This window comes from Bordetella muralis (genome assembly GCF_054781015.1).
This window is the reverse complement of the sequence record NZ_BAAGVF010000006.1, coordinates 1109774-1123920: the sequence shown is the minus strand read 5'-3', so window position 1 is coordinate 1123920 and position 14147 is coordinate 1109774. Positions and strand designations below refer to the sequence as shown.

The 14147-nt window shown below is 58.3% G+C and carries 14 protein-coding genes and 1 pseudogene; 4 read left to right on the top strand and 11 right to left on the bottom strand.

Annotated features, from left to right (window positions below; translation table 11 throughout):
• Positions 1–79: 79 nt before the first annotated feature.
• Both ACYVIT_RS16115 and ACYVIT_RS16110 read right to left on the bottom strand, forming a co-directional pair.
• Positions 80–367 carry a hypothetical protein gene (locus ACYVIT_RS16115; protein WP_415808057.1) on the bottom strand — a complete coding sequence of 96 codons (288 nt, stop codon included), beginning with the start codon at positions 365–367 and terminating at the stop codon, positions 80–82.
• A 410-nt stretch (positions 368–777) separates the two neighbouring features.
• Positions 778–1164 (bottom strand): hypothetical protein, encoded by a 387-nt coding sequence (locus ACYVIT_RS16110; RefSeq protein WP_415808058.1) that lies wholly within the window; start codon positions 1162–1164, stop codon positions 778–780.
• 95 nt (positions 1165–1259) lie between these two features.
• Between ACYVIT_RS16110 and ACYVIT_RS16105 the strand changes: the two genes are divergently transcribed.
• The 3 genes and pseudogenes from ACYVIT_RS16105 (at position 1260) to ACYVIT_RS16095 (ending at position 3813) form a co-directional block, all read left to right on the top strand.
• The gene (locus tag ACYVIT_RS16105; protein ID WP_415808059.1) at positions 1260–1952 is read left to right on the top strand and encodes a DUF3053 family protein; all 693 of its coding nucleotides are present in this window, start codon (positions 1260–1262) and stop codon (positions 1950–1952) included.
• A gap of 58 nt (positions 1953–2010) precedes the next feature.
• Positions 2011–3042, top strand: a pseudogene (locus ACYVIT_RS16100) (AI-2E family transporter); the annotation flags it as partial.
• Positions 3043–3441: 399 nt separating this feature from the next.
• Positions 3442–3813, top strand: a complete 372-nt coding sequence (locus tag ACYVIT_RS16095) for a hypothetical protein (RefSeq protein WP_415808060.1) — start codon at positions 3442–3444, stop codon at positions 3811–3813.
• Positions 3814–3830: 17 nt separating this feature from the next.
• Here the strand turns inward: ACYVIT_RS16095 and ACYVIT_RS16090 are convergent, their stop codons facing one another.
• From ACYVIT_RS16090 to ACYVIT_RS16060, 7 genes are all read right to left on the bottom strand, one after another.
• Positions 3831–4796, bottom strand: coding sequence for a Bug family tripartite tricarboxylate transporter substrate binding protein (locus ACYVIT_RS16090; protein WP_415808061.1), 966 nt, complete (start codon positions 4794–4796; stop codon positions 3831–3833).
• 96 nt (positions 4797–4892) lie between these two features.
• Positions 4893–6071 (bottom strand): CaiB/BaiF CoA transferase family protein, encoded by a 1179-nt coding sequence (locus tag ACYVIT_RS16085; protein ID WP_415808062.1) that lies wholly within the window; start codon positions 6069–6071, stop codon positions 4893–4895.
• Positions 6072–6101: 30 nt separating this feature from the next.
• Positions 6102–7382, bottom strand: a complete 1281-nt coding sequence (locus ACYVIT_RS16080) for a TRAP transporter large permease (protein ID WP_415808063.1) — start codon at positions 7380–7382, stop codon at positions 6102–6104.
• Positions 7379–7981 carry a TRAP transporter small permease gene (locus ACYVIT_RS16075; RefSeq protein WP_415808064.1) on the bottom strand — a complete coding sequence of 201 codons (603 nt, stop codon included), beginning with the start codon at positions 7979–7981 and terminating at the stop codon, positions 7379–7381. Before ACYVIT_RS16075 ends, ACYVIT_RS16080 begins: the two co-directional genes overlap by 4 nt.
• Positions 7982–7984: 3 nt before the next feature.
• The gene (locus ACYVIT_RS16070; protein WP_415808065.1) at positions 7985–9013 is read right to left on the bottom strand and encodes a TRAP transporter substrate-binding protein; all 1029 of its coding nucleotides are present in this window, start codon (positions 9011–9013) and stop codon (positions 7985–7987) included.
• Positions 9014–9087: 74 nt separating this feature from the next.
• Positions 9088–10059, bottom strand: a complete 972-nt coding sequence (locus ACYVIT_RS16065; protein WP_415808066.1) for an SMP-30/gluconolactonase/LRE family protein — start codon at positions 10057–10059, stop codon at positions 9088–9090.
• A 15-nt stretch (positions 10060–10074) separates the two neighbouring features.
• Entirely contained in the window at positions 10075–11013 is a 939-nt protein-coding gene (locus ACYVIT_RS16060; protein WP_415808067.1) for a hydroxymethylglutaryl-CoA lyase, read from the bottom strand.
• A 254-nt stretch (positions 11014–11267) separates the two neighbouring features.
• Between ACYVIT_RS16060 and ACYVIT_RS16055 the strand changes: the two genes are divergently transcribed.
• Positions 11268–12152, top strand: coding sequence for a LysR substrate-binding domain-containing protein (locus ACYVIT_RS16055; protein ID WP_415808068.1), 885 nt, complete (start codon positions 11268–11270; stop codon positions 12150–12152).
• 112 nt (positions 12153–12264) lie between these two features.
• Here ACYVIT_RS16055 and ACYVIT_RS16050 read toward each other — a convergent pair whose 3' ends face one another.
• A complete protein-coding gene (locus ACYVIT_RS16050) occupies positions 12265–13170 on the bottom strand; it encodes a LysR family transcriptional regulator (RefSeq protein ID WP_415808069.1) in 906 nt (301 codons plus the stop codon).
• An 84-nt stretch (positions 13171–13254) separates the two neighbouring features.
• Positions 13255–14070 carry a prohibitin family protein gene (locus tag ACYVIT_RS16045; protein WP_415808108.1) on the bottom strand — a complete coding sequence of 272 codons (816 nt, stop codon included), beginning with the start codon at positions 14068–14070 and terminating at the stop codon, positions 13255–13257.
• Positions 14071–14147: the final 77 nt, after the last annotated feature.

Below are 14147 nucleotides of genomic sequence, written 5' to 3'. Positions count from 1 at the left end.
GCGAGGCCCAAGCTTGCCGTATCAAGTGCCGTGCGCTCGGGCCGGCTGCCGTTGGACTGAACCGATCATTTGATGGGAATCAGGCCGCCTGTTTGCGGACAGGTTCGATCCGATGCACGTGTTCGTGACGGAATCGAATGCGCATGCCTGACTGATCCGAGCAGCCACGAGGGCGCACGACGTCGGTCGTGTAGGTCACGGTACCGTTGATCGGCGCGTTGTAAATCACCGTGGCGCGAATTGCTGGGCCATTGGCCGGACGCAGGTGCACGATATCGCCGACGTGGATCGGCACCTGATCGAGATTGGTATGTGCGCGGCGAGGCAGCAGTTCAGACGGCGTAATGGGGTGAATGTAGTGGTTCATTTGAGTTCTCGTTATGGTTATGGAAATGCAATGACAAGCCTTGAGCAAGCTGCGTAAAAGCAGGAATGACAAAAGGGTGTCAATCTCTAGTCGCAAATGCTGCACGGACGTTGGCCGTATGCGTTGCGGCGTATGCCTCGGTTGGGGCGGGGCGATTTAAACAAATGGCCAATGGCCACGGAATCAAGGCAGGATGGCGGATTGATGTTGGGTATATTTCGCCAAGACTGCCGTCGGGGATGGATTATGGATTTAAATAATGTGCCAGGCGTTTTGCCTGGCGTATCCCTGTGGCGCTTACTGCCAAGCTTTCTAATATAACGCTAAATTATTGTTTTGGCAAGAGTTTTCTTGGCTGGGTGGCATCATGGACCTGCTGGCGCAAGTCCACGGCAATAAATGACAAAATATTACTGACCGATTGCGGCCTGCTGGTGCGCCAGGCGTTGGGCTTCGATGATCTGGTCTTCGAGCTCCGGCGACATTTCCAAGGCGACTTGGGGCGTGGCGCCAGGCGCCGTCGTATCCAGTTTCAGGAGGATGCGCTGGCCATTGAACGCCGCGGGCGCAGCCTGGATATCGACATACCGTTGCACCAGAGCGTCGACCGCTTGTTGTGCGCGGGCCATGGCGGGGGCGTCCAGCGATTGGCCGGCTAACTCCTGGTTCACTACGCGAGCGAGATCCGATGTGAAAAACAGGAATGCCGACGAGCCCCGGCAGTCGGGATGGGTGTAACCCCAGGGTTGCGATTCGCTGGAGCCGGTAACAGAAGGCGAAGAGTTGGATGCGTTCATGTAGCCATTGTAGGGTAGTCTATGCGGCGTAAGCGATCCGGCTGCGGCGTGAGCGCCCCGCGGCCGGCGCAGTATCGGCGTATTTCAGGAGAATCATGCGGATCGCCTTTCAGTTCATCAGCATTGTCCTGCTGAGTATGGCCATTGCCGGCTGCGTCAATAAAGAGCCGGAGCAACGTGCCGCGTTTATTGCATGGCTGCAGACACAGGTAATTGATACGGCCGATCGCCGCGTTCCCGCCCTGGACGAGACACAGCGTGATGCGTTGGGTGATTATGCCGACCAATATGCGGTGCTGAGCGCCGTGGACAATGCTGTCCAGCAACAGATGCAGAATCTGGCGAATGCTTTCGAGCACGAGGAGCTGGTATCGCTAGCGCAGCTGCAGGCTCGCCAGCAGACCCTGCTGGCAGACCGCCAAGCCTTGGCTGCCGGACAAGAGGCACTGCACCAGGCACAGGCTCATGCGCAGTCCGAGCGTGCCGAATGGGAGCAGCCTGCGGATCTGCAGCCGGTATACACCAACGCCTACGACAAAATCGTGACCCAGCCTGTCGGCGTCCTGGACGAGCTGACCGCCACGGCCCTGGCTTCTTTGGACGACGCCCTGCGTGCAGCGGATTTCATCACCAAGCACGCGGATCAGATCACGATCGACGCCGACTCTGCCGCTGTGCGCGATCCCTCTGTACAACGCGAACTCAACCAACTGCTCGATACGTTGAATAGTCACGCTGCCGCTATCGAGCAGGCACAAGCCCGTCTGCAAACCTTGCAGCCCCTATGATCCGACCATTTGTACAATCGCAGCAATCGCGGCCAACGCCGCGCATGGAATTCACGCTATGAATGGCTCCAGCCTGCATTACCGCTTTTTCTTGTTTCTCCTGGTGGTCGTGTCGATCGCCTTTGTCTGGCTATTGTGGCCGCTGTATGGCGCCGTGTTCTGGGGCGCGATTCTAGCCATTATTTTTGCGCCGATTCATCGGCGCATCGCCGCCAAACTAGGCGGCAGGCGCAACCTCGCGGCACTGATCTCATTGATGCTGGTGTTGGTGGTGGTGATCGTACCGGTGACTTTCATTGCCGGCTCGCTGGTGCAGGAGGGCAGCAGCCTGTATCAACGCGTCAAGTCAGGGAATTTGAACTTCGGTTCTTATGTGCAGCAGATCCTGGATGCGATGCCTGCCAGCGTGCAAAACATGATGGACCGTTTCGGGATCGGCGATCTATCCAGCATGCAGGACAAGCTGACCGCGGGCGCCATGCAAGGCAGTCAGTACATCGCCACGCAGGCGTTCAATATCGGCCAGAACACCTTTGAGTTTCTGATCAGCTTTGGCGTGATGTTGTATTTGTTGTTCTTTTTGCTGCGTGATGGCTCGGTTGTGTCGGCGCGATTGCGTGAGGCGATTCCCTTGAGCGACACACACAAATTGCACTTGCTGCGCAAATTCACTACCGTGATCCGGGCAACCGTCAAAGGCAACATCGCTGTGGCGGCTGCGCAGGGTGCGTTGGGCGGCGTGATTTTTTACATACTTGGCATCCAGGGGCCCGTGTTATGGGGCGTAGTGATGGCATTTCTATCATTGCTGCCCGCCATCGGCGCAGGCCTGGTCTGGGGGCCGGTTGCAGTCTATTTCCTGGTCTCGGGCGAGCTGTGGCAGGGCGTGGCGTTGGCCTTGTACGGTGTGCTGGTGATCGGCATGGTCGACAACGTATTGCGTCCCTTGCTGGTCGGTAAAGACACCAAGCTCCCCGACTATGTGGTGCTGATTTCCACGCTGGGAGGGATGGGGTTGTTCGGGCTGAACGGTTTTGTAATCGGACCGTTGATCGCCGCGTTGTTCATTGCGTCGTGGGACTTGTTTTCGTCGGATTTTGCGACCTTGACGGGTCAACGAAAGACGGGGCAGCGTTCGCAGCGGCGTGACAGCCATGAATGGCGTATGCCGCATGATGGATCGTCCAGCCAAACTCGTCCGTCTCAAGCGCCTCGTGTGGCCCATGCGCAACGTTCTACAGATACAAAATCGGCGGATTCCACGTCGGAATCGCAACATTCCGACCAAAATAAACAGTCCCGTCAAAGCGCTCACTCTCGGGGAAGACGGCGGTCCAACAAGATTTGACGTCAAAAATCGGGCGCGAATGTACTGAATTATGGCTTATGTAACTTTTTCGTAATGGTTTTCAAAGATTGCAAATGGCCATAGTTTGATCATCTTATTGATCTACTCTGAATGGGCAGGACATCATCAGGGAGATCCGCTATGGACACTTATGCTGCGTTCGCTTCCAAGGTGAGCTATACCATTCGTCCTCGTGTGCACGAAGCCGACTTGGGCGAATATCGGGGATGTGTCGAGGTCATTGGCCGCGAATCCGATTGGACCGTCAGCTTTACGCGTTTTTGCGAGGTTGCCCGTCCCAGCCGTGAGCGGGCGGAACATGACGCCATGCGTCTTGCACAACATCTGCGGGACACCGAGTGCGGTGATGGCAAGAGCTGGATCTTGCCCGGGCAGATCAGCCAAGCAGGTGAGCAAGCGCTGCTCGCTGATATCCCGAGCAGCCTGCTCAATCCCAGCCCCACCCCGGTCACGGGCCGCCGCGGCAAGCGGCATCTGCGTGTGGCGGCGTAATCCTCGGAATCAGGCCGTCAGTCCAGTTTGAGATTGGCTGCCTTGATGACCGGTTTCCATTTTTTGAGATCGTGCTCGATCGTTTGCGCAAATTGTTCGGGCGTCGTCGGCATTGCCGTTGCGCCTTGAGCCGCCAGCGCGTCTTTAATGTCCTGGAGCGCGAGAATCTTGTTCAGCTCCGTGTTCAACGTCTGCACGATATGCTTGTCCGTCTGAGCCGGCGCCAGCAAACCGTACCAGACGCGCACGTCGAAATCGGGATAGCCCAGCTCGGCAACGGTCGGTACGTCTGGCATGGCGGGGCTGCGCTTGGGTGAGGTGACCGCCAAGGGGATCACGGTGCCTGCTTTGATCTGCGGCGCTGATGAAGGTATCGACGTAAAGATGATGGGAATCTGTCCACCCAACAGATCGGCCATCGCCGGACCCGAGCCCTTGTAGGGCACATGCACCAGTTTGATATTGGCCTTTTGTTGCAGCAGTTCCGCAGCCAGATGGGTAATAGTGCCTGCACCGGGCGAGCCATAGTTGATCGTGCCGGGTGCCTTCTTGGCGGCTGTGATCAAATCGTCCAACGTCTTGTAGGGGCTGTTCTTGCCCGCCACGACGATCAGCGGGGCTTCGCCTACGATGCCGATGGGCGCAAAGTCCTTGATCGGGTCATAAGTGAGTTTGCTATAGAGCGAGGGGGCGACCGCCAGATTGTCGGTCTGGCCCATGACGATTTCGTAGCCGCTGGGTTGCGCGCGTGCTGCGGCCGAGATGCCAACCGTGCCGCCTGCGCCTGCGCGGTTTTCTGCGACGACGTTCCATTTAGTGGTCTCGGCCAATTTGGCCGCAACGGTACGCGAGAGAAAGTCGGTACCTCCGCCAGGGGTGAACGGTACGATGATGCGAATCGGTTGGTCAGGATAATTCTTTTGCGCAACGGCGGGCATTGCAAGGGCCATAAAGCAGCCCGCTAGTAGGGTTGCACGTAGCATGATGTCGATCTCCTTTGGGGTTTGCGCTGGTCGTGGCGCCAGTGTCGTGTATTACTCGATGCAAATAAGGCCCTGGCACAGGCCTTGTGTAGTATTTCAGATTTTGCCGGCTTGGCGCAGTTGGGCGATGTACTCGCGAGCAAGCCCCAGCTCGGTGAGCACGTCGTCGGTGTCACCACCGAGTTCGGGAGATGCGCGATACGCCCGGCAGGGGGCTTCAGTGAATTTCACGGGAAAGCCCAGCATACGCACCTGCTGGCCGTCAGGATGCGGGACGTCAATCGCCATTTCCTGATCCGCGACTTGAGGATCGGCAAAGACTTCTTGCAGGTTCATCACGTGTCCGCACGGGACGCCATAGCGATTCAAGCGTTCGATCCAGTAGTGTGTAGCTTGTTGCCGGGTGCGCGCCTCGATGATGGCTTTGATCGAGGTCCGGTTCAGCATGCGATCGGCGTTTGCCTGAAAGTCTGGGTGGGTGCGCAATTCCTGTAATTCCAGCGCATCCAGCAATTTTTCATACATGGCGTCGTTCGACGGCGCAATCGCCACCTGACCGTCTGCCGTTTCGAACAGACCATAGGGCGCGACGATGCCGTGATCGTTGCCTGTGCGGGCAGGTAATTGTCCGTTGGCGAAATAGTTTGCCGCGTGAAAACTCAGCAGGCCTATCATGCTGCTCAGCAGGCTGACGCTGACCGTGTCTCCGCGGCCCGTGCGCTCGCGCCGCAGCAACGCTGCCATGACACCCAACGCGCCGTTCATCCCTGCAATCAAATCACTGATGGGCGGTGCGGCACGCATGGGGGGATCGCTTTCCGCGCCATTCAGGCTCATGAAGCCGCTCATGGCCTGAGCGATGAAATCGAACGACGGCCGGTCACGATAGGGACCCGATGTGCCGAATCCGTTGATACTGCAGTGAATGATATCGGGCCGCAGGGCCTTCAGTGCGTCGCTGCCCAATCCCATTTTTTCCATGATACCGGGGCGGTAGTTCTCGATGATGACATCGCAGCGTGGGATCAGGCTGCGCAGAATGTCTTTGCCTTCCTGGCTGTACAAGTCCAGAGTCACGGACTTTTTGTTGCGGTTGTAGTTCGCGAAATACCAGCTCAGGCCGTCGCGGATGACACCTTGGCGGCGTACGGGATCACCTTCGCCCGGTGTTTCGATTTTGATCACCTCGGCGCCCATGTCCGCCAGAATCGACGTGCAGTAGGGGCCGGAGATAATTCGAGTCAGATCGAGAACGCGAATTCCCGATAATGGCATGTTCGTGTCTTGTTCAGATGGATGCATGTGTCAGCCGCCCAGGCTGGGTAGCCATAAAGTCAGTGGAGGAAAGGCGCAGATCAACGCGAGTACGATCAGCGCCCAGATAAAGAATGGAATGACCTCGCGTACGATGGGGCCGATAGGCGTGCGGCCCACAGCAGACGTCACAAAGAGCAGAATGCCGACGGGCGGTGTCAGCATGCCGGTCATGAGATTCAGGATCAAAATCATCGCGTACTGGATCGGGTCCATGCCTAGTTGCGCGCCGATCGGCAATAGCGCGGGCAACGTGATGATCATGGCGGGCAGGGGTTCCAGGATCTTTCCCACCAGGATGAGAAACACATTCACCGTCAACAGGATCACCCAGGGTTGATCCGATATTCCGAGAATGGCATTGGCAATCGTGGCCGCGACACGCGATTCGCTGATCAGCCAGCTGAAAGGGCCTGCCGCCGCCAGCAGAAACAACACCACTGCCATGGTGCGCCCGGCCGAGTAAAACACTTCGCTCAAATTTCCCGGCTTCAGTTCGCGGTAGACCATCAGGCCCACCAACAGGGCATAGACTGCGACAAAGGCGGCTGCCTCGGTGTCCGTCAACAGGCCGAAACGAATCCCCACAATGATCAATATGGGCATCATCAGCGCCCAGATCGACGCACGCGTCACGCGAGCGCGCTCAGGCCAGCTGGCTTTAGGCCGCGAACGATAGTGATGACGGCGCGCCTGCCATGCGCATATCGCCATATAGCCGGCCAGCAGCATGAACCCCGGAATGATGCCTGCGAGGAACAGGCGGATGATCGATAAATTGGCCAGCACCGCATACACAATCATCGGGATGGAAGGCGGCAGGATAGGGCCTAGCATGGCGCCACAGGCGATGACCGCTTCGGGATAGCCGCGCCGATAGCCCTCCTGTTTCATGGAGGGAATCATCGCTGTGCCAATGGCGCTGGCATCGGCAACGGCCGAGCCGCTGATGCCGGCCATGACCAGATTAGTGGTCAACGAGACTTGCGACAGGCTGCCGCGCAGATGGCCCACCATGGCCATGGACCAGTTGATCAAACGCAGGGTGACACCGCCGCGGTTCATCAGCTCGCCTGCCAGAATAAACAGGGGAATGGCTACCAAGGCCGTTTCGTCGATGCCACCGAGCATCGTCAGCGGCGCCTGCACAATGTCGACGCCGCCGCCCGATTTGAACAGCATCCCTACCATCGCTGCCGTGATCATCGAAAAGCCAATGTCCAGGCCCATCAATATCAGCACGATGAACAGAATGACCGAGCCGATGATCATGATGGGTCTCCCGGCGATACGGTCGTGTTGCCCATGGCCGGCTCGGTGTGAAAGATATCCTCTGGAGCAGGCGCCTGGGGAATGATCAGGCGCAGCACCAAAAACAAGATGAAAAACACCATGCCCGTTGTCAGCGAGGCATAGCTCACGGCATAGGTAAACGGCGTACCGACGATGTCTTGAAACTGGCCGACGGCGACGACATCCAGTCCTTTGACGAATAGCGTGATGGCCAATACGAGCAACAGCGCGTCAAAAAGTTTGTCCCGGACGTTACGCACGCGTTCGGAAAGGTGGCGGTCGATGATATCGATGACCACGTTGCGGCGTTCCCTCAGTGCCATCGCTGCGCCTACAAAGGCGGACCACAGCATGCCGATACGGGCAATCTGATCCCATGCATCGAATTGAGTCTTCAACGCGTAGCGGTCCAGCACCTGGCAAAAACATGAAACCAGCACCACGGCCAGCGTCAGGACGACGCTCAATCTGCCGATCCAGCAGATCACGCGGTCCGCGCGCAGTACCCACGAGCGCCAGCCGCTGGGGGTTTGCAGGGCGGCGGAAGATGGTGCAGTGGCGCGTATCGGCACGCTCATGGGCTACTCCTGCATTTTCTGAATGCGTTCGACCATGCCTTCGGGCCAATCTTTGCCTTCGTATTGTTTGTAGACGTTCGCCAGCGCGGCCTGGAACGCGGCTTTGTCGGGTTGCGTATAGGTTACGCCGGCATCTTTCAGCAGCTTGATGGCGTTGTCGTCCAGCTCTTTGTCCAGTTTCGTCGCGACCTGGCCGCCGGCCTTGGCAGCGGCGACCAGAGCAGCACGCTCTTTGTCGCTCAGGCCCTGCCAGGTGCGTTCGGAAATGAACCAGCCTGTGAGTTCATAGGCATGGTCTGTCGCAGCCCAGTATTTGGCTTCCTCGTGAAAGCGCAGCGGGATGGACAGATCAAAACCGTTATCCTGCCCGTCTATCATGCCTCTGCCCAGGGCGGTATAGATTTCTGTCATTCCCAACGGTACAACCTGGGCGCCCAGCGTTTCGAACGTGGTCTTCAGGATAGGAATGGACGGAATGCGCAGTTTCAAGCCTTGCACGTCTTCTGGTTTGTTGATCGCGCGTGAGACGGTTTGCAGCGCGCGGGGCGAGCGAATGCCGAACGCGGCAAACACCCGTACGCCGGACTTTTTGGCGACCTCGTCGAAAAGTTTCTGAAATTCTTCGCTGTTGACGATACGTTCGGCTTGTTCGCCGCTTTTGAATAAGTAAGGTGCGTACAGAATGTTCAGGGGCTGTGCGCCGCGTAGAAAGACCACCGAGCCCAGACCAAAATATCCCATGTCCAAGGTGCCCAATTGCATGGAAGAGAGGATCTTGCTGATATCTCCCAGTTGCCCGTCGGTATAGACATGCACCTTGAGGTCGTCTTGTGATTGTTTGGCCGCCTCGTCAGCAAAGGCACGCATCGCGTGATCCCATGGACTGTTCGATGCGGCGATGGTGGCGATCTTCATCTCGCGCGCCTGCACATCGTCTGCGAAACCTAATGTGCCTGCGACGAGCGCGGCGGCCACCGATACAGTCAGGAATATTTTTTGTCTGCAGGCCTGCGTAAGCCGTTGCTGTTTCATGATGTCTCCTCCTTGGGGGCTCGTCGTCTACGGACGTATTGCCTTTGTGATGCGCATTAACATTGCGCCGATCTTTACCAGTTCCAGTGCACGGGTTTCAGCCCAGCGACGGGGGCGTCGAATATCGCTAACGAGGTGCCGTTGATGCAACCCATATACGCCGTTTTTCTATCAGGTCCGCCAAAGGCCAGGCTGGTGATGTTCTGCAGCTTTACGCTGTGGTTGTCGTACACCAGGGGGCGGCTCAGGCGATTCGCCAGGTATTCGGTTTCCAGCTTGTCGATATGTGCGGCATCGAGGTCTTCGATGATCAGTTGTTGTTTGCCTTCGGGACTGACGCGGATGACTCGGTTGGACACGACGCTGATGATCCAGATATGGCCTTCTTCGTCTACCGCCATGCCATCAGGATAGGCGCCTTTGCCAAATTCGGTAATGACGGTGCGCTCACTCAGCGCGCCGTGCGCCCCGATGCGAAAGCGCAGCAGGCGGCGGCCAAAAGTCTCGTTCACATAGAGGTACTGTCCTGTGGGATCCGTACGGCATTCATTGGTCCAATGTATGTCCTGTGCGACGACGCGCACGCCTTGCTGGTCCTGTACCGCGATGAATCCATCGGCAATATCACGGCGGAACTGATGATCGCCTTTACGCACCGTGCTGACACAGATCCATAGCCGTTCGGCATCATCCAGCCAGACAAAATTCACACTGGGCAGGGCGATGCCATCGATCTCCTGGATATGGGGCGCGGCCTGCCCATTGCGGGTAATGCGCCATACACCGCCGTTATCGGCCAGATTGGCGACGGTAAAAGATCCGTCGCGCATCAGCGCAAATCCATTGGGAATCAGGCCAGGCTGGGCACCGATCAGGCGCGCGTCGCCATTGGACTGGATGTGTCGAATACCGCCAGCCTTATCCGAAACATAAAGATCTCCCGCGGCAGTACAAAGCACGCATTCCGGACGGTTGAGGTTGACGGCAGTTTCACGTATTGCGGAGATCGGCAGTGCGGCAGGCGAGAGACGGGTCGTATCGTTCATCGGAGCTCCTCGACGTTAACCCACAGCGGCAGTGGCGGCATGCACATCATGCAAATTGAGACGGGGGCCCGCCTTCATCAGTTGCCCTGGCAGGCGCCTTCCCACCACGGTTTCCAGGCGCTGTGCAATGCGGATCAACGCCTGCAGGTCAATGCCGCTGTCTATGCCCATTTCGTCCAGCAGATAGACCAGGTCCTCGGTACAGATATTGCCTGTGGCGCCGGGTGCGAACGGGCATCCGCCGAGGCCGGCCAATGAGGACTCATAGGACGTGATGCCTGCGCGCAGGCCTTCGACGACATTGACCAGGCCAATGCCGCGCGTGTTATGAAAATGCAGGGATATCTTCATGTCGGGGGCTTCGGCGCGCAGGGCTTCTACCGTCTGTCGTACCAGTTTCGGTGTCGCCATGCCCGTGGTGTCGCCCAGCGTTACCGCGTTGAATCCGAGGTCTACGAAGCGATTGAAGATTGTCTTGACTACAGCCAGGTCCACGTCGCCTTCAAATGGACAGCCAAAGGCGACGGCGATGGCGCCATTGCGTCGCAAAGGTTTGTCCTTGAGCACTTCGGCGATCTCTTCGATGTCGCGCAGCGATTGCTCGATAGGGCGGTTCAGGTTCTTCAGGTTGTGGCTTTCCGTGGCCGATAAAAACACGACCACTTCGTCTGCCTGAGATTCCAGCGCACGCTCGACGCCTTTGCGGTTGGGGGCCAAGGCGCTCAGTACCACGCCCTGTTTTTTGCGCACCCCTGCGAGTACGTCGACTGCATCGCGCATCTGCGGGACGGCGCGCGGAGATACAAAGGACGTGGCCTCAAAATGCCGCACACCGGCGTCTATCAAGGCGTTGAGAATATCGACTTTCGTTTCGGTAGGCACAAACTCGGATTCGATTTGCAATCCGTCGCGCAGGCCTACCTCCACGATGTCGACTCGATCGGGAAGCGTCACGATGTCTGTCTCCTGATGGCCAGGCTCGCAGCGTCGAGCCCGGCGTGCTGATGTCGGTTTTTATGTTCGGAGATCAGCGCTGATGCGACAATTCGTGAATATTCGACGGGCCATCGCCAAACGCGATGGCTGATGCAGCAAAAATGGACCCGCTGCTGCTTCAGAGCCTGGAATGGGTGGCCTGGATACTTGAGTGGGTTGGCGTACTACAGCGTTATAGTAGCGATGCGTCATTAGCGTAAGACCCTTTACACATGGCTCGTCGCGACTTACTTCCTCCCCTGAATCCCGCCCGGGCCTTTGAGGCCACGGGACGGCTGCTTAGTATTTCCAAGGCAGCCGACGAACTCTGCGTGACACCTGCGGCGGTCAGCAGGCAGGTACACGCTCTGGAAAGCTTTCTCGGGACACCCTTGTTCGTTCGCATACGTGGCGGGCTCGAACTCACTCCCGCGGGCGCGCGTTATCTGTCTGATTTGATACCGCTATTCGCCGCCCTGCGGGAAGCCACACTGGCTATTACTGGCAGCGCCCAGGGCCGCAACACCTTGCGGATACGGTCGCCCGCCACATTCGCCGTGCGGTGGCTGATTCCGCGCCTGGCAAGTTTTCATCAACTGCACAAGAACATCGACGTCCAGGTCATGACGTCGTTCGCTCCTCTGGATTTTCAGCGCGAAGACATCGACGCCGGCATACAGTTGGGCGAGGGGCGTTGGCCGGGGATGCGTACGTTGCGGCTGGTGCGCAACGAGCTTATTCCCGTAGCGGCGCCCGCCATGCGTTTGACGAACAAGAAGCAGCTGGCGACGCAGACGTTGCTGCATTCCATGGCCCGCCCCGATGACTGGGCCACGTGGTTGCAGGCTGCCGGCCTACGCAACGTCAACCCAGCGCAGGGCATGAAGTACGGGACATCCTTGCTCGCCTATCAGGCCGCCATAGAAGGGCATGGCGTCGCCATTGCACAGAAAGCGCTGATTGAAAAAGAACTGGCCGACCATACCCTGGAAGCCCCGCTCGGCCTGGTGTTGGATCGCGAGGACTATACCTATTACTTCGCGTGGCCCACCGGTAAGCCATCGTCCGGGGCGCTGCGCGCGTTTCGCGAGTGGCTGTCCAGCCTCGTCACCCCCTGAGCTGCGACTGCATTCACTGCTGCTTATACAAAAAGTCAAAGCGACGGGCGATAAAGTCGATTGCCCGCCTGGATTCTCCGGCCGTACGGAGCTGGCGCCGAGTTTTTCGCTCTCAATCCACTTGGGAAGCCGCCTGCAATATCAGGTGGTCCAGCAGTAGCTTTGCCGCGCCTGACAGTGTTTCGTTGCTGCGCACGCACAGTTTCAACTGGCGCTGGGCCCAGCCGTCTTTGAGCGGAATGATGCGCAGGTCCTCAGCCGCGTGGATGGACAAGGCCTTTACGGGCACGATGCCCAGTCCCAGATTCGCTCGTACCATGGCAACCAGGGCATCGTAGGAGGTGACCTGGAAACGTAAGCGTAACGTTCGATTGATCGCCGCGGCTTCCCGGGTAAATAGGTAGTTTGCGGCGCTGCCTCGGTGCATGCCGACGTGGTCGAAGTCCAGGGTTTCCGCAAAAGCAACGGACTTGCGACGTGCCAACACGTGGCTGCGCGGGACCACCACAGCCATCACATCGCGATGATAGGGATAAATGTCCAGGCCCTCTTCATCGTCGGATTGTGTATACACGCCTATGTCGGCGGCATTGTCGGCGACCGCTCGGGTGACGCCCGAGCTGATGGATTCTTCCAGGTCTATCTGCACATGCGGATGCTGGTCCATGAAGCGCCGCAGCTCCATAGGCAGAAACTGTGCGATTGACGATAGGTTGGCCGCCACCCGGACACGGCCGCGCAGGCCGGTGGAATAATCCTGTATCTCTGCAGCCAGGTCTTGTGTTTGATGCAGCAATGCACGGGCACGCCGAGCAAGGGCGCGAGCGGCGCTGGTAGGTTCGACACCGCGCGCATGGCGTTGGAAGAGGATGACGTCGAGCGTGCGTTCCAGTTCAGACAGGCGCTTTGACAGTGCCGAGGGGGCGATGTGTTCGCGCACTGCGGCAGCAGCGATGCTGCCTTCTTCGAGTACTGCCAAGAAGACCTGCAGCGAGTAGAGGTCCAGCCGAGTCGTCATACTTCGCAAGTTTACGTGCCATGCGCCCCAGAATCCAGACGCTGACGTGGGGGGAAACGTCAGCGGTGGCCTGCGATATAGCGGTTACTTGATCCCGATGAACGGCAGGGCAGATCCTGGCACTTGCGTTTCCGGAAGCTTGCCGTCCCATTTCTCGACCGCGTTCAAGTTCACGAGATTGGTGTTGGTGGCCAATGCGCGGGCCTTGGCCTCGATCGCGGCTGCTTCGGCATCGCCGCGCAGCTTGATCCCGTCGGCCTCGGCTTTGTAGGAGGCCACGCGGGCGCGGGCGGCAGCCTCTGCCTGAACGACCTGGATTTCTGCCTGAATTTCCGCGGTCTGCTTTTGCTGGCGGGTCGTTTCGATCTGCACCTGGGCCAGCATGCGTTTTTCGATACTGTCTTCGTAGGCCTTTGAGAAGCCGACTTCTTCGATTTGTACGCTCACGACGTTGATGGGCACGTCCTGCAGCGCCGCACGCATGGCAGTGTTGGCATCCATGCCCATTTTCTCGCGCTGTTGAATCGCGCTGGCCGCGGTGTATTTACCGAAGACGTTCTTGATCACGTCGAAGGTGCGGCGCTCGATCACGCGCTGTTCCACGTTTTCGAGGGTTTGATATTCGGAATACAGTTCAGCGACCTTGGCGGGCGGCACCTGATAGGTGATCGACACGCGCAGCGTGGCCGGTTGCTGGTCATAGCTGTAGGCTTCCAGCGGCGCCGAATGCTGGCCGCCAAAAGTAATGGTGTGATCTCGCACGGAAATCGGATGCACCGCATCGATGACCGGTATTTTGAAACCCAGGCCGGGCTCGGCCACCGCCACGATTTTGCCGTTGCGCAAAACCACACCACGATCGCCTTGATCCACCTGGAACCACGATCCGAAAACGAGCATCAAGATGATCGCAAAGATCACGATGCCCAGGAATCCCCATTTCACTGCCCCGCGCGCCTGCTGTGCGACGTTTTCCA

What these genes read in the sequence shown, in the direction of transcription:
- ACYVIT_RS16115 (WP_415808057.1), bottom strand. Translation starts at nt 367, where the DNA reads ATGAACCACTACATTCACCCCATTACGCCGTCTGAACTGCTGCCTCGC.
- ACYVIT_RS16110 (WP_415808058.1), bottom strand. Translation starts at nt 1,164, where the DNA reads ATGAACGCATCCAACTCTTCGCCTTCTGTTACCGGCTCCAGCGAATCG.
- ACYVIT_RS16105 (WP_415808059.1), top strand. Translation starts at nt 1,260, where the DNA reads ATGCGGATCGCCTTTCAGTTCATCAGCATTGTCCTGCTGAGTATGGCC.
- ACYVIT_RS16095 (WP_415808060.1), top strand. Translation starts at nt 3,442, where the DNA reads ATGGACACTTATGCTGCGTTCGCTTCCAAGGTGAGCTATACCATTCGT.
- ACYVIT_RS16090 (WP_415808061.1), bottom strand. Translation starts at nt 4,796, where the DNA reads ATGCTACGTGCAACCCTACTAGCGGGCTGCTTTATGGCCCTTGCAATG.
- ACYVIT_RS16085 (WP_415808062.1), bottom strand. Translation starts at nt 6,071, where the DNA reads ATGCCATTATCGGGAATTCGCGTTCTCGATCTGACTCGAATTATCTCC.
- ACYVIT_RS16080 (WP_415808063.1), bottom strand. Translation starts at nt 7,382, where the DNA reads ATGATCATCGGCTCGGTCATTCTGTTCATCGTGCTGATATTGATGGGC.
- ACYVIT_RS16075 (WP_415808064.1), bottom strand. Translation starts at nt 7,981, where the DNA reads ATGAGCGTGCCGATACGCGCCACTGCACCATCTTCCGCCGCCCTGCAA.
- ACYVIT_RS16070 (WP_415808065.1), bottom strand. Translation starts at nt 9,013, where the DNA reads ATGAAACAGCAACGGCTTACGCAGGCCTGCAGACAAAAAATATTCCTG.
- ACYVIT_RS16065 (WP_415808066.1), bottom strand. Translation starts at nt 10,059, where the DNA reads ATGAACGATACGACCCGTCTCTCGCCTGCCGCACTGCCGATCTCCGCA.
- ACYVIT_RS16055 (WP_415808068.1), top strand. Translation starts at nt 11,268, where the DNA reads ATGGCTCGTCGCGACTTACTTCCTCCCCTGAATCCCGCCCGGGCCTTT.
- ACYVIT_RS16050 (WP_415808069.1), bottom strand. Translation starts at nt 13,170, where the DNA reads ATGACGACTCGGCTGGACCTCTACTCGCTGCAGGTCTTCTTGGCAGTA.
- ACYVIT_RS16045 (WP_415808108.1), bottom strand. Translation starts at nt 14,070, where the DNA reads ATGCTCGTTTTCGGATCGTGGTTCCAGGTGGATCAAGGCGATCGTGGT.